Source organism: Patulibacter ginsengiterrae (genome assembly GCF_056269115.1).
Genome location: NZ_JBWDOG010000001.1, coordinates 671,202 through 691,057 on the forward strand (window position 1 = coordinate 671,202; position 19,856 = coordinate 691,057).

Sequence of the window (19,856 nt, forward strand, 5' to 3'; positions counted from 1 at the left end):
CTCGCCGCGACCGCGGCCACCGGTTGCGCCGGCAACCACAGCCGTCCACCCGACCCGCACGACCACCCTCAACGGATATCTGATTAGGTCTTCCTAATGTACGAGGCAAAGTAGGGTAACCTAACTTCCGCGTGGCCAGCCGGTCCCGCAGAACCCCGTACCAACAAGGACGTCCCACATGTCTCGCTTCACCCGCCGCATCGCCGCCACGACGGTCGCGACCGTCGCGACCCTGGCCCTCGGCGCCTCGGCCGCCCAGGCCACGATCGTGCTCGACTCCTCCACCCCGGTCGACGACCAGCTCGTGATGGCCACGGTCTCGTCGGCCCCGGCCGGGACGACGCACTTCACGCTCGCGGAGTGCAACGTCTCCAGCTCGCCGGCGAACTGGGGCCGGGACTGCAACGGCGCCAGTGGCCGCAGCCTCGGCTTCACGCCGATCAGCCCGGGTATTGGGTCGATCACCGTCGACAACGCCTTCACCGACTTCTCGTTCGGGGGCGGCTCGCCGCTGTTCGCCACCACCAGCTGCGACGCCGACCTCGGCACCGACCCGTGCGCGATCGTCGCGTCGTACTACCAGCTGGCCCCGGGCCTCCCGCCCGTGCACATCGGTTCCGAGAAGGCCGACCTCACGTTCTAGTCCCCCACCCCGCGCGGCCCTGATCTCCGGGCCCCGCACCGCCGCCCGCCCCAACCCGGCGGGCGGCGGGGTCGTTCACCGTTGCCCTCCCACGGACGAGTCAGCATGCCCCTCCGCCCAGCACCCTCCCCCGCTCACCAACCGACCCCCGTGGAGCATCCTCGCGCCGCCCACCACCGGGCCCGCACCTGGCGGACGATGCTCGCGGTCCTGCTCGTCGCCGTCGGCCTCGGCGCCGTGGCCGGCCCCGCATCGGCCGATCCGGTCGCGATCACCGAGGCCCCGCCGCTGAAGTGGGGCTTCAAGCAGTCGTGGCGGGTCTACACCGGCCAGCCGGTGGTCAGCGACGGCGCCACGATCGTGCCGGACTCGAGCACCGCGGGCTACGACGTCGGCTGGCGGTTCGCCTCCGGCAGCTACGACGAGGCGACCCGGACGACGATCCTGCGGTACGAGGGCAGCGTGCGCTGGAAGAAGTACTTCTCGCCCGACAACCCCCAGCTCGGCAGCCCGCCGGCCGGGTACGACGGGCCGCTCGACATCTACCTGCTCGACGCGACCGTGACCGACCCGGTCGTGACGATCAGCCGCGACACGGCGACGATCTCCGCCGAGGCCGACAGCCGGCAGCTCGAGACCTGGCGGATGAAGGACTTCGGACGCGTCGAGATCGTGAACCTGGCGCTCGACGGCGCCACGCCGACCGTCGCCGCAGGCACCACGACCTGGTCCGGGATCCGCGCCACCACCAACGCCGCGTCGACCGAGGTCTTCGGCGGCAACTACCAGCCGGGCGCCGTGCTCGACCCGGTCGGCTTCTCCTACACCGGCCCCGGCGGCGCGCCCGACCTCTCGGAGAGCTTCGACGCCCCGGGCACGATCAAGCTCACGCTCGACCAGAACGCCCTGGCCGTCCCGCCCGTGCTCCCCAGCAACTACCAGACCTGGGCCGTCGATCCGGTCCACCGGCTCGCGCACTACCGGGTCCTGGGGACCGTCGAGGGGCAGAGCCAGTGGACGTACCAGGCGTTCGACCTCGACACGATGCAGCCGCTCGGCGCGCCGCTGGTGCTGCCCCAGGCCCAGAGCCTCGGGCAGCTGATCGTGAACGACACCAGCAGCGGCCGGCTCTACACCCGCAACCCGTCGCAGCCCGACGTCCGGGCCTGGATCCGCTACGACCGGGGCCTCGGCGCCTACGTCCGCGGCAGCCTCGACGCCCCGATCCCGACGGCCAACCTCAACACCGAGCTGCGCTGGGACCCGGTCGGCCAGCGCGCGTTCGAGGTCGAGCGGACCGTCCCCAACGGGATCGCGGCCAACGACTACGACCAGCACCTCTGGCAGCTGAAGACCTACCTCCCGGCCCCCGACGGCAACAGCTGGACGCAGAGGACCTACGCCCTGCCGAGCTTCCCGACCAACCTCAACCGCCGGGGCTACGGCACCACCGGCGTCGCCGCCAGCGACGGATCGCTGGTGATCCTCGGGACGATCCAGACCAAGTTCCCGGCCAACTCGACCGTCACCGTGCCGACGACGGTCCCGGGCGCCTACCGGATCGTCACCGAGCCGGGAGGGACCGCGACCGTCCAGCCGGTCGCCGGGACCGAGCTCCCCAACGTCAGCAGCGAGATGTTCGACGTCCCGGCCGTCGCGGGCTCCAACGGCGAGGTGGTGCTCGGCCGTCAGGCGATCGGCACCGTCGTGGCGGCGCGCGTGCAGCAGATCGACGTGACGCCGGCGAGCGGACCGATCGTGGCCCGCCCGCTGCTCGACCTGGGGATCTTCGACGGCCTGCCGTACGGGGCCGCCGATCCCGAGGACGGCAGCTTCTGGTTCGGGGGCCAGAAGTCGCAGCGGATCGTCGGGGTCCGCGACGGCCGGCTCATCGCCGACCAGTTCTTCCGCGAGCGCCACGAGCGCGGCGGACCGCTCGTCGGTGGCGCCGGCCACCTGCTCTACGCCCAGTCCGGCGACGGGACCCCGGGCGACCTCGTCAACTACGCCTACGGCTTCGCCCGCTTCACCCGGGCCGGGATCTCCCCGACCGTGACGGGCGATCCGCAGGACCGGCAGGTCACGCTGACCGCCGACGAGCCGGCCGAGACCGTGACCTTCACGTCGACCGCGACCGCCGACCCGGCGCCGAGCCGCCAGTGGCAGGTCAAGCTCCCCGGCAGCTCACGGTTCGTCGACGTCGCGGGCGAGACCGGCGAGACCCTGACCGTCGCGGCCGATCGCACCGCCGGCGGCCGCGAGTACCGGGCCGTCTACGCCAACGCCGGCGGTCGCAACGCCTCGGCGGCCGCGACCCTCGGCGTCGACTACGCGCCGCGGGTCACGTTCGACCCGCTCGACGCGTCGGTCGTCGAGGGGCGCCCGGCAACCTTCGAGGTGCTCGCCAACGGCCACCCGGAGCCCGCGGTGGCGTGGCAGCGGCGGGTCGGCGGCTTCTGGCAGACGATCGACGGCGGCGACGAGAACTTCCGGGTCGACGGCAACCGCCTCGTCGTGCCGGACACCAACCTCGACCAGTCCGGCAGCCACTTCCGGGCCCGGCTCCAGAACGACGTCGCGACGATCTACTCCCGGATCGCGACGCTGACCGTCACCCCCGAGCGGAACGAGGCGCGGGCGCTGGTCGGGGTCGAGCTCGACTGGACCGGCTCCGACGAGCTCCAGCGGATGGCCCCGAACCGGACGCCGAGCTACTTCTCCGCCGGCCCGTCCGACGGCAGCGAGACGGCCTACCGGGCCAGCGCGGCCGGGGTCCGGATCGCCCAGGTGAGCGGCGACGGCGCGGAGCGGGCGGCCACCTGGGCGACCCGCGGCGCGCACACCAGCGGTGGCGGGCGCCAGCTGGTGCGGCTGACCGGCGGCCGCGGCACGATCGCCCCCGACGGCACGACCACGATCAGCTGGACCGGCGCGTTCAGCGTCAACCTCTACGGCGGGCTCGTGCCCTTCACGGTGACCGCACCGCGACTGACGATCGACCCGTCCGGCCGCGGCAGCCTGACCGGGGACCTCTCCGGCTACGGGGCGTCGCAGTCGAATCCGGCCGACCGCCACCCGGTGACGCCCGCGCCCGGGGTCGTGATCGCCAGCTTCTCCGGCGCGAAGGTCGAGCCGGGTGGGACCGTGACGATCGCTCCCGACTACGAGGGCGTCGCGGTCGAGGTCCCCGCGGGCGGGACGGCGCAGGACCGCGGAACCCCCGGCTGGGGCGCGTGGCCGCAGGCGTTCGTGGCCTTCCACCACGAGACCGGGCTCGCGTCGTACTGGTACTCCTCCGGCGGCGCGGCGGACCCCCACAAGCGGCCGCAGTCGTTCGTGGTCCGGGTCACGGGGCGCACCGACCCCGATCCCGAGCTGCCGGCACCGACCCCGCTCGATCCGCCGGTGGCGCTTCCCGTCCCGCCCGTGACGCCGGCGCCGACCACGGCGCCGAAGCCGGCGCCCGCGGCGAAGGCCGTGCCGCGGATCGCCAAGCCGCGCGGCCTCCGCCGGGTCGAGCGCCGGACCGGACGGCTGACGGTCGCCACCGTCAGCTGCCGGACGGGTCCCTGCCGCCTGACCGGTTCGCGGATCGCGGTCGTCCGGATCGGCTCCCGCGCGTTCGTGGCCCGGATCACCGGTCCGGCGAGGATCGCGACCGGGCGCCGGGCGACGTTGCGCGCGAAGCTCCCGGGCGCGGCCCTGCGGGCGCTCCGGGGCCACCGCGGGACGCTGACCGCCTCGGTCACGGTCCGCTCGCCCGGCCGGGTCGTCGCCGAGAGCGTGCGGCTGCGGATCCGCTGAGGTCTCGGCGGGCGGGCAGCCGGCGGCTAGGCTCGGACCCGTTCCCACCGTCCCGCCCGAACCGAGGTCCTCGTGAACGTCGACATCCGCCACAGCCCCGCCTTCGCCGTCGCCCGGATCGCCCTCGCCGCCGGCGAGGGCGTCCGCGCCGAGTCCGGGGCGATGATGGCCACCTCGGCCGGGGTCGCCGTCGAGGCCAAGGCCGAGGGTGGCCTGATGAAGGGCTTCAAGCGCAGCCTGCTCGGCGGCGAGTCGCTGTTCATCACCCGCCTGACCGCCGGCCCCCAGGGTGGCTGGGTCGACTGCGCCGCGCGGCTGCCCGGCGACGCCTGCGTGATCGAGGTCGACGGGGGCGTCAACCTCGCCCGCAGCGGCTGGCTCTGCTCGTCGGACGGGGTCGAGATCGACACCAAGTGGGGTGGCTTCAAGAACCTCGTCGGCGGCGAGGGCGGCTTCCTCGTCCGCGCCGAGGGCACGGGCCAGGTCGTCGCCGCCTGCTACGGCGCGCTCGACGTCGTCACCCTCGCCGCGGGCGAGTCGATGGTGGTCGACGCCGGCCACATGGTCGCCTTCGACGACGGCGTCACCTACACCACCCGCAAGGTCACCGGCGGGCTGATGCAGACGCTGAAGTCCGGCGAGGGCCTGATCTTCGAGTTCACCGGACCGGGTCGGCTCTGGACCCAGACCCGCAACCCCGGCGAGCTGATCGCCTGGCTGACCGCGGAGCTGCCGTTCAGCCGCAGCTAGCGGCACCGGCGGGCGGGGCCGGCGGCGTCGGCGTCGCCCACGGCGGGGCCGAGGCGGCGCGGGACGAGGGCTTCACGACGATCAGCATCAAGGACGACTGGCGGACCGTCTTCGGACCGGCCTGACCCCGCTTCATCCTCCGGAGGTGATGCCCGCTCATCCGGTCCCGCGGTCGGCTGTCCGCAACGATGACCAGCCACACGCCTCCGGCCCCCGCTCCCCGCGTGCCGATCCGCAGCCGGCTGCTGATCGGCGTCGTCGCGCTGCTGACGGTGCTGGCGCTGCTCGGCACGTGGGTCGACCGCCAGCTGCTGAACACCGACGACTGGACGAAGACCAGCGCCGCGCTGCTGCGCGACGACGCGATCCGGGTCCCGCTCGCCGACGCGATCGCGGGACAGGTCGCCGACGGCTCGCGGGCGAGCGGGGCGGTCAAGGACCTCGGCGCCTCGCTGCCGCCCGCCCTGCAACCGCTGACCGACGCCGCTTCCGGGGTCGCGGCGACGGCCACCCGCGACGCCGTCCAGCGGGCGACCGAGCGCGTCCTCGCCAACGCGAAGGTGCAGGACGCCTGGGTCGCGGCGACCCGGCTGGCCCAGGAGCAGCTGGTCCGGTTGATCGAGGGCGAGAACCTCGAGCAGAGCGGCGACACGATCTACCTCGACCTGCGGCCGGTCGCCACCAACGTCGCCCAGGAGCTCGGCTTCAGCGGCGACCGGATCGCCGGGCTGCCCGCCGACCGGACCCGCGTGGCGCTGATGCCGGCCGACAAGCTGCAGACGCTGCAGACGGTAGCCGGGATCCTGAACGCGCTCGCGTGGGTCCCGGCGATCCTCGCGCTGCTGCTGGCGGCGCTGGCGATCCGGCTCGCGCACGGCGCCCGCCGAACGGCGCTGCTGGCCGTCGGCGTGACGCTCGTCGGAAGCGCGGTGCTGACCCTCGCGCTCCAACGGCTGGCCGGCCACGAGCTCGTCGCCGTGCTGACCGACGGCGGCCCGCGGCAGCCGACGGTCGAGGCCATCTGGCAGATCGCCAGCTCGCTGCTGGTCTCGCTCTGCGTGATCGTGATCGTGATCGGCCTGGTCGTGATGCTGGGGGCCTGGCTGGTCGGGCCGGGCCGGTGGGCGACCCGGGTGCGCACGTTCCTGCGGCCGTGGGTCACCGAGCACCCGGGGATCGCCTACGGCCTCGTCGGCGTGGTCTACCTCGCCGCCGCCGCGTGGGGTCCGCTGACCGCCTTCGCCAAGTTCTGGCCGGTGGTCCTGCTGGCGGTGCTGCTGGCGATCGGGCTCTGGGTCCTCCACCGCCAGCTGGTGGCCGAGGCGGACGGGCCGAGCGAACCGCCCGACCAACCGCCGCCCTCCGCGCCCGCGGCCACCGAGCCGCCGGCCGCCACGTAGGCCGGCTCACCCCTCGTCGGGCAGCCGCTTGACCTCGATCAGCTCCAGCCCGAACTGCTGCAGACGGTCGAGGACTCCGTGCAGCTCGGCCTGGTCACGGACGTCGCCGCGGATCACGGTCTCCGCCGGCCGCACCGCGGCGGTGAACTCGGCGAAGTCCTCCTCCATGCTGCGGCTGAAGGCCCCCGCGACTCGAATCTCGTATCGATCGCCCACCAAGATCAGGCTCGCGTCCGGACGGGTGACCCGAGGTCATCCGTCCGGGGTGAACCCCCCGGAGTCCGGGACCGGCACGACCCCGGTGACCCGCGTGCCCCGTGGCTCGCGGGACTCGACCCGCAGGACCCCGCCGAGCGTCCGCAGCCGCTCGCTCATGTTCGCCATCCCGTTCCCGGGCGCGCTCCCGTCGCCGAAGCCGGGGCCGTCGTCGTCGACGGTGAACGAGAGGCCCCGCCGCCCCTCGTCGAGCCGGACCCGGATCGCGATCCCCGGCCCCGCGTGCCGGATCGCGTTCTGGATCGCCTCGAGGCAGCAGTAGTAGACGGCTTGCTCGATCTCGATCGGGTGGCGGGAGAGGCCGTCGGCCGCGATCTCGAGGTCGACCGTCGGCCCCGGCTGGGCGGTCCCCGACCGCAGCGCGGCCGCGAGGCCGTGGGTGATCAGCGCCTCCGGCGCGCGTCCGGCGACGATCGCCCGGATCTCCTCCAGCGAGCGATCGACCTCGTCCGCCAGCTGGACCATCGTCGCCTGGCGGGTCGCGGCGTCGACGCCCTGGCCGTGGGCGAGCCGCAGCCGGATCGCGGTCAGCCGTTGCTGGACGCCGTCGTGGAGGTCGCGCTCGACCCGTCGCCGCTCGACGATCCCCGCCTCTCGCGCTCGCACGCCGAGTGCGGTCAGCTCCCGTCGCCGGCGGTCGTGGTCGAGCGCGAGCAGCGTGCCGCCGATCGCCGCCTGGCGGTGCTCGGCCGAGACCGAGGCGTCGACCACCAGCGCCGCGACGAGCTGCCCGTCGCGTTCGATCGGGACCCAGACCCGGTCGTCGTCCGGCTCCGGCCGGGCGACCTCCTGGCCGTGGGCGTCGACGAAGCGTCCGGACGCCGGATCGCGGTACCCGATCCGCAACCCCGGATCCCCGACCTCCGCGGCGAGCGTGACGCTCCACTCCGCCAGGCTCGGCTGGTCGACCAGCGCCTCGATCAGCTTGCGCGGTGCACGCTCGGCGTCGACCGCCGTGTGGACGACCATCGCGAAGACCCCGAAGGGCACGAGCATCCAGCAGCCGATCGCCATCCAGCACAGCACCTCGACGGTCCGACCGCTGGTCCCGAGCCGGCCGCGCAGGGCCCCGACCGCCAGCAGCAGCGCCAGCAGCAGCAGGGCGGTGCAGGCGACGGTCAGCGCCGACCGTCGCCGCTCGCTGCGCCAGAGGAGCACGGTCCCCCCGCCCACGGTCCCGACCGCGATCACCGCGACGCCGATCCGGTCGCCGGTCCCGACGACGTCCCACAGGCGGTGGCCGGTGACGGTCACCGCGAGCGCCGCGACGCCGACAGGAGCGACCCACCGACTGACCGTCGTCAGACGTGCGGTTGTGTCTCCTCCCCAGGGAGGAGAGAATGGGACACCACCACGGAGGTCCACGGCTCGACCCTACCGTGCACCTACGCACCAACTCCCGAGCACACGACGAGGATCTCACGGTGCCATGACCGGCGATCGGCCACCAACCAACCCGGACCACGACCGGCCGCCAGCCGCGGGCGCCACCGCCCCGTCCCCCGGTCCGTCCGGTCAGCGCCCGGTCCGGGTCGCGTTCGCGGACGACTCCTACCTGATCCGCGAGGCGGTCGAGCCGCTGCTGCGAGCGATGCCCCGGATCGACGTGCGCGCCGTCTGCAGCAACGGTGCCGCCCTGCTCGAGGTCGCGCTGGGCGAGCCGCTCGACATCGTCCTGACCGACCTCCGGATGCCCCCGTCGGGCGACGACGAGGGGGCACGGGTCTCCCGCACCCTCGCTCGTGAGCGGCCCGCGGTCGGCGTCATCGTCCTCAGCCAGGTCGGATCGCGGTCGGCAGCCCGCAGCGTCTTCGAGGACCACTGCCGCGGCGGGCGCGGCTACCTGCTCAAGGACCACCTCCACGACGCCGAGCAGCTGGAGGCCTCGATCCTCACCGTCGCCAACGGCGAGTCGGTCTTCGACCCGAGCGTCGTCCGGCACCTGCTCGCCGACGGCCGCTCGCGCCACGACTCGCCGCTCCACGAGCTGACCCCGCGCGAGGCCCAGGTGCTGGAGGCGATGTCCCAGGGACTCAACAACAGCGCGATCGCCGGACGGCTCGTGCTCACGGTCCGCGCGGTCGAGAAGCACGTCCGCTCGATCTTCTCCAAGCTCGGGCTCTCCGAGGATCCGCAGACCAGCCGTCGCGTCGCCGCCGTCCTGCTCTACCTCGAGCGCGACCTGCCCGCGAGCTTCCAGGGTCCGGTGGGGTAGCGCCGCGGCCGCGGCGCTCGTCGCGCTGCCGACCCCTGTTGGTGGTGCCAGCACCACCATCGATCGGCGTGCCCACACCCTTGCCCGGAGGCTCGGCGCCTGCGAGCCTCGACGGACCAGGACTACCGGAAGCGGGACGCGACCACGATGGACGCGACGATTCAGCCACGCCAGACGCGCCCCGGACCGCCGATCGTGGCGGCCCGGCTGACGCCCGTGGTCGACGGCCGCAACGTCTCGCGTCCGCGCCTGCTCGAGGCGCTCGACGAGGGCGTCCGCCGACCCCTGACGCTCGTCGCCGCTCCGGCCGGGGCCGGCAAGACGGTGCTGCTCAGCGAGTGGGCCCAGCGCCAGCCGCCGCAGACGGTGGCCTGGCTGACCCTCGACGCGCGCGACAACGACCGGCGCTGCTTCTGGTTCGACCTGACCGCCGCGGTCGCCCACGCCACGGGCCGCGGCCCGGGGGCGCTGGGAGCGCTCGAGCCACCCCCGCGGGGTGAGATCGACGGCTTCCTCGCCACCTTCGCCAACGCCGCCGCCGTCCACCGGGAGCCGCTGGTGCTCGTCCTCGACGACGCCCAGGAGGTCCATTCGGTCGACGTCCTGCACGACGTCGACGCGCTGCTGACGCAGTCCGGCTCCAGCCTCCACATCGTCTGGGCGACGCGGGTCGATCCGACCCTCCGGCTCCAGCGGCTGCGGGTCGCCGGCGACCTCCGCGAGATCCGCCTGGCCGACCTCGCCTTCACCCTGCCCGAGGCCCGCCAGCTGCTCGGCGACGTCCCCGACGCGCTCACGCCGGCCGACGTCGAGCAACTGTGGACGAAGACCGGTGGCTGGGCCGCCGGGCTGCGGATCGCGGCGCTGGGCCTCGGCGGCCACGACGACCCGCACGCCTTCGCCACGACCTTCTCCGGCGACCAGTGCCAGATCCTCGACTACCTGCTCGACGAGGTCGTCGCCGGGCTGCCCGAGGCGACAACTGAGTTCCTGCTGCGGACCGTCGGCATCCGCGACCTCTGCGCGCCGCTCGCCGACGCCCTCACCGACAGCGACGACAGCGCCCTCGTGCTGGACGACCTGTTCCGGCGCAACCTGCTGATCGCGCCCGTCGACAGCCCCCGCGAGTCGTACCGCTACCACCCGCTCTTCGCGGAGGGCCTGCGGTTCCTCCAGCGCCAGCGGATCGAGGCCGAGATCCCCGAGCTGCACCGGCGCGCCGCGCACTGGTACGCCGACGACGGCCAGCCGGCGGAGGCGATCCGACACGCCTGCGAAGCGTCGGACTGGACGTTCGCCGGGGCGCTCGCCGCCGAGCACTGGATGTCGCTCGGGCTGGCCGGGCACGGACCGGCGCTGCGGGCGCTGACCGCCCGGCTTCCGCCCTCGGTCGTCCACGACGACGCCGAGGTCGCGCTCGCGGTCGGCGGGCTCGCGCTCGAGGACGGCGACGAGGAGGAGGCCGACTACTTCCTCGACCTCGCCGCCACCCTCGCCCCCGCGCTGCCCGTCGAGCGCCGACGCCGCTACGAGGTCCACGCCGCGGTCACCCGGCTCTACCGCGGCAGCGCCCACGTCGACCCGCGAACCGCGATCGACGCTGGCCGTGAGGTCTTCGCCAACCGCTGGGACCGCGACATGGAGACGTCGCTGCGGGCCCTGGCGCGGCTGAGCCTCGGGGTCGCCGAGCTGTGGCTGGGCGACCTGCGCGCAGCCGCCGCGGACCTCGAGGAGGCCGGTGCGCTGGCGGGCGAGGCCGACAACGCCTATCTGACCGTCCAGACCCTCGGCTGGTCGGCGATCGTCGACGTGATCGAGGGACGGCTGGTCGAGGCCCGCCGCGGTGCCGAGGCGGCGGTCGCGCTCGCGGCGCTGCGCGGCGCCGATCGGGATCCGCAGGCCGCCCCGGCCTTTGCGGCGCTCGCGGTCGTCCACTGGCAGTGGAACGAGATCAAGGCCGCCGAGGACGTGCTCGGCCGCGCCCGGACGGCGATCGGGTCGTCCGGCAACCGCCCGCTCAACGCCTGGGTCGCGATCGTCGGCGCCCACGTGCACGCGGTCCGCGGCGAGCCCGAGACCGGCTTGCGCCTGCTCCGCAGCGCGACGGCCCCGCACGCCGGCCACGAGCTGCCGGAGATGCTGGTCGACGCCACCGACGGCGTGGCGGCTCGGCTCCGGCTCGAGCTCGGCGAGCACGACCGCGCCGCCGACCTCTGCCGGTCGCTGGAGGCATCGGGCGGGGCCCTCGCGCTGGCGTCCGCCGCGACGGTCCGGCTGGGTCTGCGAGAGCCGGCCGAGGCCCTGCGGATCACCGACCTCCTGCTCGCCGAGCCGGAGGTCCGGCCGTTCGTGGAGATCGTCGGCTGGGTCGACCGGGCGCTCGCCTGCGACATGCTCGGGGACGCCGACGCGGCCGAGCGGGCGCTCGAGCGCGCGCTCGACCTGGCCGAGCCGCGCGGCTACCGGCGGCCGCTGCTCGACGCCGGGTCGCGGGTCGGGATGCTGCTCCGGCGGCTGGTCCGCCGCGGCACCGCCCACCGCTCGCTGGTCGGGGAGCTGCTCGGCGAGCTCGATCGCCCCGGTCCCGGCCCGCGCTCGTCGGCGGCCGTCGTCGCGTCGCTGGCCGAGCCGCTGAGCGAGCGGGAGCTGGCCGTGCTCCGCTACATGCCGACGACCCTCCCCTACCCCGAGGTCGCGTCCGAGCTGTTCGTCTCCGTCAACACGATCAAGACCCACGTGCGCCACGTGTACCGCAAGCTCGACGTCGACAACCGCCGCGACGCGGTCGCCCGGGGCCGCGCACTGCGGCTGCTGGGGCCGTCGGCCAACGGCCGCTAGGCGCGGTGGACCACGGTCAGGCCGACGAGCCGGCGCGGGCGAGCGCCGCGGCGATCGACTGCTCGGTGTGCGAATCGAGCGACGAGCGGATGATCTTGCCCGGGATCTTGACCTCCTCGAGCACCTTCTCCAGGTTGACGTCGCGGATCAGCGCGACCACGGCCACGCCGCCGTCGGCGAGCTCCGCGCCGAGCTCCTTGAGGAACGTGTCGTCGACGCCGACGTCGGTCATCGCTCCCGCCGCGGCGCCGGTCGCCGCGCCCAGCGCCATCCCGAGGAACGGGACCAGGAAGATCAGGCCGATCAGGCCGCCCCAGGCGGCCCCGCCGACCGCCCCGGCGCCGGCCAGCGACGGCTGGTGGAGCTTGATCTTGCCGTCGTCGCGGCGCTCGACGATGACGAGGTCGTCGAGCTCGACCAGGTGCCCCTTCTGCGCTTCGTGGATGTTCGCCGCCACCCGCTCGGCGGTCTGGACGTCGGGGTAGGCGATCGCGATCAGGTTGCTCATGGTGGTGCTCCAGGTCGTCAGAGGTCGTCGACGGGATGCTGCGTGCAGCCCGGGTGATGTGCCCTCACCCGCCGCAGGTGAGCTCCCGCCCCCTTCCGCGCGCCCCCGTCGGGCCGCGGATCGCCCGCGCCCGCGCCCGCGCCCGGCGTTGGCCGCCAGCGTCACCCGACCGGGGTGACGCAGCGTCACCCGCGCTCCGCGCACGGTGCAGGAAGGACGGACCCGTCCGCTGCCCAACCACAGGAAGGACATCGCCGATGTCGACCGCTCCCGGTTCTGCCAACCCCGCCGTTCCGCCGCCCGAGCCTCCGGGCGTGCGCGGCGCCGGACTCAACGGCTGGATCGCGTTCGCCGCGATCATCCTCTTCCTCAACGGCTGCTTCGGCGTCCTCTACGGCCTCGGCGCGATCCTCAACGACGACGTGGTGACCGTCGGCGGCGGCGGAGGCGTCATCGTCTGGGACTTCACCGCCTGGGGCTGGATCACGCTGGTCATCGCGGTGCTGATGATCATCACGTCGATCGGCCTGTTCGCCGGCAACGGCGCGGCCCGCTGGCTCGGCGTGCTCTTCGCGCTGCTCAACGCGCTGGCCCAGTTCGCCTTCATCAGCGCGTTCCCGCTCTGGGCGATCCTGGTGATCGTCCTCGACATCGTCGTCATCTACCAGCTGATCGTCCACTGGGAGGTCGATCTGTGAGGAACGGCGGCAGCCTCTTCCTGATCGCCCTCGGGCAGTCGTGAGGTTCGCCGTAACCGGCCAGGTAGCCCGTCCTGACCGGGCCCCGCAGCGTCGACGCGCTGGCTGTGTCCTTCGCTGCGGGGCTCCGGTGACGTCTTCGCGCAGCTCGTCGCCGCCCCGCGACCAGCCCTCACCCCGCCCGGGTGATGCCCCCTCATCCGGTTGAGGCCGAACCTCCGGCAGATGCAGACCAGCGTCGCGTCGCGCAAGGGCATGGTCTCGCTCCCGGGCGGCACGTTCGCGATGGGCAGCGAGGAGCTCTACCCCGAGGAGGGCCCGGTCCACCCGCAGACCGTCGCGCCGTTCGCGATCGACCGGCACCCGGTCACCGTCGCGGAGTACCGGCGCTTCGTCAGCGAGACCGGCCACGTGACCGTCGCCGAGCGCGCACCCGACCCCGCCGACTACCCGGGCGCCGATCCGGCCCTGCTGGTGCCGGGCTCGCTCGTCTTCCGCCGGACCCCCGGCCCAGTCGACCTGCGCGACGTGCGTGCCTGGTGGGCCTACGTCCCCGGTGCCTGCTGGCATGCGCCCGAGGGCCCGGGCTCGAGCGTCCGCGGCCGCCACCGCCACCCGGTCACGCAGGTCGCCTACGACGACGCCGTCGCCTACGCGGCCTGGGCGGGCAAGGCGCTGCCGACCGAGGCCGAGTGGGAGTACGCCGCCCGCGGTGGGCTCGACGGTGCCCGCTTCGCCTGGGGCGACGAGTTCGCCCCCGACGGCCGGATGCTGGCGAACACCTGGCAGGGCCGGTTCCCGTGGGAGAACCTGCTCGAGGACGGCTACGCGGGGACCTCCCCGGTCGGCGCGTTCCCGCCCAACGGCTTCGGGCTGTTCGACGTCTGCGGCAACGTCTGGGAGTGGACCAGCGATCGCTTCGCCCGCCACCGGCCGCCGCGCTCCTGCTGCACCCCGCCGCCGCAGCGGCCCACGACCGAGGAGGGCATCCCGACCCGCGTGATCAAGGGCGGATCGCACCTCTGCGCCCCGTCCTACTGCCTCCGCTACCGCCCGGCTGCCCGCCAGTCGGAGGCGGTCGACACCTCGACGACCCACATCGGCTTCCGCTGCGTCGTCCGTGAGCGAGGCGGGCCCCGTGGGTGAAGCGATCGGCCACGTCCTCTCGCTCGCCGTCGGCGTCGCGCTCAGCCCGATCCCGATCATCACGGTGGTCCTGATGCTGGCCACGCCGAAGGGCCGGATCAACGGCCCGGCGTTCCTGGTCGGCTGGATGGTCGGCCTCGGCGTGGCGGGCACGATCGTGCTGCTGCTCTCGAGCGGCGCCGGCGCCAGCGACGAGGGCTCCCCCGCGACCTGGGTCAGCGTGCTGAAGCTCGTGCTCGGTCTGCTGCTGCTCGCGCTCGCCGTCCGGCAGTGGCGCGGGCGGCCCCGAGGCGACGACGCGCCGCAGCTGCCGGCCTGGATGGCGACGATCGACGGCTTCACCCCCGTCAAGTCGGTCGGGATGGCGGTGCTGCTGTCGGCCGTCAACCCGAAGAACCTGGTGCTGGTGGTCGGGGCCGCCGCCGCGATCGCCCAGACCGGGGCCAGCGCCGGTGACCAGGCGGTCGCGCTGATCGTGTTCGTGCTGATCGGCACGCTCGGGCCGGGGATACCGGTGGGGATCTACTTCGCGCTCGGCGAACGGGCCCAGCGGATCCTCGACGGACTGCGGACCTGGATGGCCCGCGAGAACGTCGTGATCATGGCCGTGATCTGCCTGATCATCGGCGCGAAGCTGATCGGCGACGCGATCAGCGGCCTCGCCGGCTGACGGCCTTCGCGCTCGCCGCGTCGATCGTCACCGCCGTCGGCACCTCCTCCGCCTGCCGGCCCGCCGCAGGACCTGCCGCCGATCGAGGGGCTCACCCCGGGCGGGTGACCGCTCAGCCGCGCCTGCGGCTGGAGCTCCGGGACCGGGCGACCAGCAGGCCGACCAGCACGCCGACGACGAAGGCGACGGCGATCACCACGATCAGCGGGGTCTGCGACGTGACCACGATCCAGTTGACCTTGACCTCGTCGAGGTTCAGGAGCGCGAAGATGGTCAGCAGCGCGGCCAGCCCACCGACCCCGAACTGCCGCATCTGGTGGGCGCTGAACCGCCGCCTGCTCGCGGCCTTCGGCGGCGCGCCGCTTCCGGCTCCGGGTCCCGACTGGTCCGCAGGCATGACCGGAGCGTCGCCACGTGCGGGGTGGTCGGGGATCACCCGCGGCGGGTGGTTCCGCCGGGCGCGCCGGCCGTCGGCGATCGGCGCGGTCGCGAACCGGCGCGGTCGCCGACGAGCTACCGTCGCGGATCGAGCCCATGGACGTCATCCCCCGCATCACCTACCCCGCCGGCAGCGTCTCCGAGCAGACGCGCGTGCTCGCCGTCGCCCCACGCGACGGCGGCCTCGATCTGGTCGTCGAGCGCACGCCGTGCCACCCCGAGAGCCCGCGCTGGCCCGACCAGCCGGCCGACGAGGCGACGCTGACCGTGGCCGACCGCACGGTCGCCGTCACCTGCGCCGAGGGCGGTCTGCTTCCCGACGGCACGATCGTGGCCGGCCCCGACCTGCCGGAGGACGCCGTGGCCTGCGTCGTCCACCACCTCGACGAGCTGACGCTCGCGGTCGGCGACGAGGTCGAGCTGCGGGTCGACGAGGACCGCCGCGCGGCGCTCTCCCGCCACCACTCCGTCTGCCACTTCGCCGCGCTCGCGCTCAACCAGGCGCTGGCCGAGGCCGGCGCCTGGCGCAAGGACCCGGGCCGCCACGACGCCCTCGGCGCCCCGGACTTCGACGCGCTGGCGATCACCGCCAGCACGATCCGGACCGACGGCTCCGACGACCGCTACCGCGTGAGCAAGTCGCTGCGCAAGAAGGGCGTCGTCGTCGACGCGCTCGCCGAGCTGGAGCCGCTGGAGCGCGCCGTCGGCGCGAAGCTGGCCGGTTGGCTGGCCGAGCGTCCCGCCGTGACGGTCGCCCCCGGCGAGTGCCCACTCGCCGAGCGCCGGACCTGGTCCTCGACCGCGGACGGCGTCCCGGTCACGTTCGCCTGCGGCGGCACCCACGCCCCCGCCGTCGGCCCGGAGGATCTGCCGACGGTGGCGCTCGAGCGGGACGAGGAGTCGGGCTCGATCACGATGCGACTGCGGCGCGGCAACTGACGCCGCGTCGGTGGTTGCGATAGACAGCAGCCATGCGATCCCCCATCGTGCTCCTGTCCACTTCGATCGCCCTGGCCGGCGGGTTGGTCGGCGCCGCATCCGCGAGCGCCGACGTCGTGCGCTTCGACCCCGGCGAGGGGACCTACCTCAGGGACGGTCGCGTCGGCTGCGTCGTCGGCGTCTCCGAGCACGGCGCCGGCAGCGTCACCTGCAGCGGTCCCGACGTCTACTCCGCGCTCTGGTCCGGCAGCTCCTGCGAGGAGCGGACCTCGATGGGCTGCGTCGGCCCGCGCGGCCTCCGGTCGATCGGGCTCGGCGAGCGGGGCCGGGTCTACCGCGACACGATCGACGGCGTCGGCGGGGCGAAGGACGCCAACCGCGGCGACACGATCGTGCTCGGCGGCATCCGCGGCAAGCAGCTGACCACCGGCGGCTACTCGTTCACCAACCGCAGCGGCCACGGGTTCACCCTGACCGGCCAGCGTCTGCGGCGGTTCTAGCCCGCTGGACGCCCTGCCTCCCGCGGGTCGGCTACGGCCCTGTGGTCGGGGTGCCGCGCTGCACCGTTCCTTCGCTGACCTCGCCGCCCTGGACATACAGGACGCCGGCAAGGAAGAGCAGGGCGACGAGAACGAGCGCCACGACGACGAACCACGCCACCCGGGGAACCCGGTTGAGGAGGTTCATCGCTTCGCTGGCCATAGGGCTCATTCAAGCACCGCAGCAGCCACGGGTTCACCCGAACGAACCAGCGCCCGCAGCGGCTCGAGTGGCGCCGCCCCTACCGATGCGGAGCCGCGTCTCGACGAGACCGCTCCGCGTGGGCGCCGCTCGGGACCTCCGTCGGGCAGCTCCGCTCAGCGGACGGGAGGCGGGGTGCCGTCGGCGCTCGCCGACAGCGCTTCGTCCCAGCCGCAGACCATGCACGAGTGCTGGAACGCCGAGCGGGCGAACGCCAGCGCGGCCGCCCGCGGGTCGTCGGTGGCGCGCGCGTCCTTCCAGTCGAGGACGAACTCCCCCAGTCCGGCCTCCCAGCGCGCGGTCTCAGGCTCCAGGCTGGCGCTCTCGAAGCCGGGCGGAGCCGGGTGGGCGTAGGCGTAGAAGGCCGCCTCGCCGTAGCGCTCGTCGCCCGGCCACCAGCCGACGGCGACCTCCTGCGCGTCCATCGCGTTGCGCATGATGAAGTCGCCGGAGGGCGGCTCGGCCGGCTCGCCGGAGAACAGGTTGACCGCGAGGTCGAACGAGCCCCACCAGGCGTTGACCGGCGTGCAGCGCCCGCGGTAGGGGGCGCGGAACGTGGCCAGCACGATCGCGGCCTGGGTCGCCGCCGCGAAGTAGCCGTCGACCTGCTCGGGGTCGTAGTGGGTGTGCTCCTCGTCCTGGTCGAGCGGCACGGTCCACGAGACCTCCTGCGGCGCCATGTCGACCTCGAACGGCCCACCGAGGCTGCGGACCGCCTCCAGCAGCTTGCGGGCGACCAGGCCGACGGCCCGGTGGGGACCGAGCGCGATCGCCAGGCCACCGCCGTCGCTGTGCTCGACCAGCACGTCGTGGCGGTGCAGGTCGAGCGCGACCACGATCGAGCCCGAGCCGTCCGGGGCCGGCAGCGGGGCGGTCTCCCAGCCGCGGGCGGTCAGACGGAGGGCGGCGTGTTGGAGCTGCGGCTCCGGCGGGGCGAGCGCGGCAGCCAGCTTGCCGAGCACCTGCGTGTGCGCATGCAGCGTGTCGCAGGTCGCGCTCCACTCCTCGTACCGCAGGGCGGGCCAGGCGGACATGCTCTCGATCCTACGCCCGGAGTCGGTCCCCACTCGCACCTTGCCCCACCGTAGCACCGGTGCTACGCTCGTTCGATGGAGCGGCGCATCACCCAACGCGAGCTGCGCAACGAGAGCGGCGAGGTGATGCGCGCACTGGACCGGGGCGAGAGCTTCGTCGTCACCCGCAACGGCGTCACCGTGGGCCAGCTCACGCCCGCCCGCCCGCGCCGCTTCGTCGATGCCCGGACCGCGCTCGCCGCCTTCGCCAGCGCACCGCCGGTCGACCCGCAGCGGTTCCGCGACGATGTCGACGCGGCGATCGACCAGGACCCTGCCCCGCGTGCCTGACCGGCCGCCGGTCCGCGGGCTGCTCGACACCTCGGTCGTGATCGACCTCGAGCGGATCGCCCCCGGCCACCTTCCCGACGAGCTGGCGATCGCGTCGCTGACGATGGCCGAGCTCGCGGCCGGCCCCCACGCGACGAACGACCCCATCGAACGCGCCCGCCGACAGGACCGCCTGCAACGGGCCGAGGCCACCTTCGACCCGCTCCCCTTCGACGCCGACGCCGCCCGCGCCTACGGACGGATCTACGCCTCGGTGCTCGCCGCCGGGCGCAAGGCCCGCGGCCGCCGGGCCGTCGACCTGCTGATCGCGGCCACCGCGCTCGCCTCCGGACTGCCGATCTACACCCGCAACCCCGAGGACTTCGACCGGCTCGACGGCCTCGTCGTCGTCGCCGTCCCCGCGCCGGCCTGATCCCTTCCTCTGCTGGGAACCGCTGTAGCCTGTGGCCTATGGCGTATCCACCAGGGGTCTCCGCACCGCCCACCCCCGCGCCACGGACCGCCGGTCTCCCCCGCCGCGACGTCCACCTCCCCCTCGATCCTGCCACCGGCCGCTAGCGACGACGCCCGTGCTGCAACCACAAGACCTCGCGCTCACGATCCTCGGGGCCTACGTCCGCCGGCCCCAGCAGCGGACCTGGTCGGGTGCGATGGTCGAGGTCCTCCGCGAGTTCGGGTTCTCGATCGAGGCCTCGCGGGCGGCCCTCGCCCGGCTCGCCACGCGCGGGCTGCTGGAGCGCCACCGCGACGGCCGCTTCGTCTCCTACTCGCTCAGCCCCTCGGCGCAGGAGCTGCTCGCCGACGGCGATCGGCGGATCTTCAGCTTCGGGCGGACCGTCGCCCGCGGCGACGTCTGGACCTTCCTCTGGCACGGTCTGCCGGAGGACCGCCGGCTCGAGCGCACGCGGCTGGCCGCGCAGCTGCGGTTCCTCGGCTTCGGCTCGCTCCAGGACGGGGTCTGGGTCGCCGCCAGCGACCGCGAGCCCGAGGTCCTGCGGCTGCTCGACCGGCTCGAGATCGGCGCCTTCGCGTCGGTCTTCAGCGGCCGCCTCTCGCGGGACCTCGAACCGGCCGCGCTGATCGCCACCGCCTGGAACCTGGAGCGGGTCGGCGAGGCCTACGCCGGCTTCGTCGAGCGCTACGCCGGCCTCGACGACCCGGCGGCCCGCGAGCAGCTCGACGACCGTGCCGCGTTCGTGACCCGGACGCGGATGATCGACGAGTTCCGCGCCTTCCCCTCGCTCGATCCGGAGCTGCCCGCCAGCCTCGCGCCGGAGACCTTCGCCCAGCGGACCCGGGCCGTCGAGGTCTTCGACGGCGTCTACACCGGGCTCGAGCCGAGCGCCGCGCGGCACTTCGCGGCGCTCGTCGAGCGGGACTGAGGGCCCGGGCCGGACCGTCGAGCCCGCTGTCACCGATCCCCGGG

General features: G+C 74.1%; 20 protein-coding genes. 14 read left to right on the forward strand and 6 right to left on the reverse strand.

Annotated features, from left to right (window positions below):
* Positions 1-178: 178 nt before the first annotated feature.
* The 4 genes from ACVUH9_RS02895 to ACVUH9_RS02910 all read left to right on the forward strand — a co-directional run bounded on the left by ACVUH9_RS02895 (position 179) and on the right by ACVUH9_RS02910 (position 6,597).
* A complete protein-coding gene (locus tag ACVUH9_RS02895) occupies positions 179-643 on the forward strand; it encodes a hypothetical protein (protein WP_475753758.1) in 465 nt (154 codons plus the stop codon).
* Between the two features lie 150 nt (positions 644-793).
* On the forward strand, positions 794-4,447 hold the full coding sequence (locus ACVUH9_RS02900; protein ID WP_475753760.1) for an HtaA domain-containing protein: 3,654 nt from the start codon (positions 794-796) through the stop codon (positions 4,445-4,447).
* Positions 4,448-4,519: 72 nt separating this feature from the next.
* The gene (locus tag ACVUH9_RS02905; RefSeq protein WP_475753762.1) at positions 4,520-5,197 is read left to right on the forward strand and encodes a TIGR00266 family protein; all 678 of its coding nucleotides are present in this window, start codon (positions 4,520-4,522) and stop codon (positions 5,195-5,197) included.
* Positions 5,198-5,385: 188 nt separating this feature from the next.
* Entirely contained in the window at positions 5,386-6,597 is a 1,212-nt protein-coding gene (locus ACVUH9_RS02910) for a hypothetical protein (protein ID WP_475753764.1), read from the forward strand.
* A 6-nt stretch (positions 6,598-6,603) separates the two neighbouring features.
* On the opposite strand, the gene ACVUH9_RS02915 is transcribed toward ACVUH9_RS02910, so the two are convergent.
* Both ACVUH9_RS02915 and ACVUH9_RS02920 read right to left on the reverse strand, forming a co-directional pair.
* Complete coding sequence (locus ACVUH9_RS02915) at positions 6,604-6,813, reverse strand: hypothetical protein (protein WP_475753766.1); 210 nt, start codon at positions 6,811-6,813, stop codon at positions 6,604-6,606.
* A 36-nt stretch (positions 6,814-6,849) separates the two neighbouring features.
* Positions 6,850-8,127 (reverse strand): sensor histidine kinase, encoded by a 1,278-nt coding sequence (locus ACVUH9_RS02920; protein WP_475753768.1) that lies wholly within the window; start codon positions 8,125-8,127, stop codon positions 6,850-6,852.
* A gap of 175 nt (positions 8,128-8,302) precedes the next feature.
* Between ACVUH9_RS02920 and ACVUH9_RS02925 the strand changes: the two genes are divergently transcribed.
* A complete protein-coding gene (locus ACVUH9_RS02925) occupies positions 8,303-9,088 on the forward strand; it encodes a response regulator transcription factor (RefSeq protein ID WP_475753769.1) in 786 nt (261 codons plus the stop codon).
* Between the two features lie 147 nt (positions 9,089-9,235).
* Positions 9,236-11,926 carry a winged helix-turn-helix domain-containing protein gene (locus tag ACVUH9_RS02930; RefSeq protein WP_475753772.1) on the forward strand — a complete coding sequence of 897 codons (2,691 nt, stop codon included), beginning with the start codon at positions 9,236-9,238 and terminating at the stop codon, positions 11,924-11,926.
* 16 nt (positions 11,927-11,942) lie between these two features.
* Here ACVUH9_RS02930 and ACVUH9_RS02935 read toward each other — a convergent pair whose 3' ends face one another.
* Complete coding sequence (locus ACVUH9_RS02935) at positions 11,943-12,434, reverse strand: DUF1269 domain-containing protein (RefSeq protein ID WP_475753774.1); 492 nt, start codon at positions 12,432-12,434, stop codon at positions 11,943-11,945.
* Between the two features lie 314 nt (positions 12,435-12,748).
* Here ACVUH9_RS02935 and ACVUH9_RS02940 point away from each other — a divergent pair, with 314 nt between their 5' ends.
* The 3 genes from ACVUH9_RS02940 (at position 12,749) to ACVUH9_RS02950 (ending at position 14,948) form a co-directional block, all read left to right on the forward strand.
* Entirely contained in the window at positions 12,749-13,132 is a 384-nt protein-coding gene (locus ACVUH9_RS02940; protein ID WP_475753776.1) for a DUF7144 family membrane protein, read from the forward strand.
* A gap of 225 nt (positions 13,133-13,357) precedes the next feature.
* Positions 13,358-14,278 carry a formylglycine-generating enzyme family protein gene (locus ACVUH9_RS02945; RefSeq protein ID WP_475753778.1) on the forward strand — a complete coding sequence of 307 codons (921 nt, stop codon included), beginning with the start codon at positions 13,358-13,360 and terminating at the stop codon, positions 14,276-14,278.
* A complete protein-coding gene (locus tag ACVUH9_RS02950) occupies positions 14,271-14,948 on the forward strand; it encodes a GAP family protein (protein ID WP_475753780.1) in 678 nt (225 codons plus the stop codon). Before ACVUH9_RS02945 ends, ACVUH9_RS02950 begins: the two co-directional genes overlap by 8 nt.
* Positions 14,949-15,060: 112 nt before the next feature.
* Here the strand turns inward: ACVUH9_RS02950 and ACVUH9_RS02955 are convergent, their stop codons facing one another.
* Complete coding sequence (locus tag ACVUH9_RS02955) at positions 15,061-15,345, reverse strand: lipopolysaccharide assembly protein LapA domain-containing protein (RefSeq protein ID WP_475753782.1); 285 nt, start codon at positions 15,343-15,345, stop codon at positions 15,061-15,063.
* 137 nt (positions 15,346-15,482) lie between these two features.
* Between ACVUH9_RS02955 and ACVUH9_RS02960 the strand changes: the two genes are divergently transcribed.
* Together ACVUH9_RS02960 and ACVUH9_RS02965 are read left to right on the forward strand one after the other, a co-directional pair.
* The gene (locus ACVUH9_RS02960; RefSeq protein WP_475753784.1) at positions 15,483-16,325 is read left to right on the forward strand and encodes an alanyl-tRNA editing protein; all 843 of its coding nucleotides are present in this window, start codon (positions 15,483-15,485) and stop codon (positions 16,323-16,325) included.
* A 47-nt stretch (positions 16,326-16,372) separates the two neighbouring features.
* Positions 16,373-16,825: a hypothetical protein gene (locus ACVUH9_RS02965; protein WP_475753786.1), complete on the forward strand. Its 453-nt coding sequence runs from the start codon at positions 16,373-16,375 to the stop codon at positions 16,823-16,825.
* A gap of 31 nt (positions 16,826-16,856) precedes the next feature.
* Here ACVUH9_RS02965 and ACVUH9_RS02970 read toward each other — a convergent pair whose 3' ends face one another.
* Together ACVUH9_RS02970 and ACVUH9_RS02975 are read right to left on the reverse strand one after the other, a co-directional pair.
* Positions 16,857-17,027, reverse strand: coding sequence for a hypothetical protein (locus tag ACVUH9_RS02970; protein WP_475753788.1), 171 nt, complete (start codon positions 17,025-17,027; stop codon positions 16,857-16,859).
* A gap of 155 nt (positions 17,028-17,182) precedes the next feature.
* Positions 17,183-18,100: a DUF5996 family protein gene (locus tag ACVUH9_RS02975; RefSeq protein WP_475753790.1), complete on the reverse strand. Its 918-nt coding sequence runs from the start codon at positions 18,098-18,100 to the stop codon at positions 17,183-17,185.
* A gap of 75 nt (positions 18,101-18,175) precedes the next feature.
* On the opposite strand from ACVUH9_RS02975, the gene ACVUH9_RS02980 reads away from it, so the two are divergent.
* From ACVUH9_RS02980 to ACVUH9_RS02990, 3 genes are all read left to right on the forward strand, one after another.
* Positions 18,176-18,430, forward strand: a complete 255-nt coding sequence (locus ACVUH9_RS02980) for a type II toxin-antitoxin system Phd/YefM family antitoxin (protein WP_475753792.1) — start codon at positions 18,176-18,178, stop codon at positions 18,428-18,430.
* Positions 18,423-18,842 (forward strand): PIN domain-containing protein, encoded by a 420-nt coding sequence (locus ACVUH9_RS02985; protein ID WP_475753794.1) that lies wholly within the window; start codon positions 18,423-18,425, stop codon positions 18,840-18,842. Before ACVUH9_RS02980 ends, ACVUH9_RS02985 begins: the two co-directional genes overlap by 8 nt.
* Positions 18,843-18,999: 157 nt before the next feature.
* Positions 19,000-19,812, forward strand: coding sequence for a PaaX family transcriptional regulator (locus ACVUH9_RS02990; RefSeq protein ID WP_475753796.1), 813 nt, complete (start codon positions 19,000-19,002; stop codon positions 19,810-19,812).
* Positions 19,813-19,856: the final 44 nt, after the last annotated feature.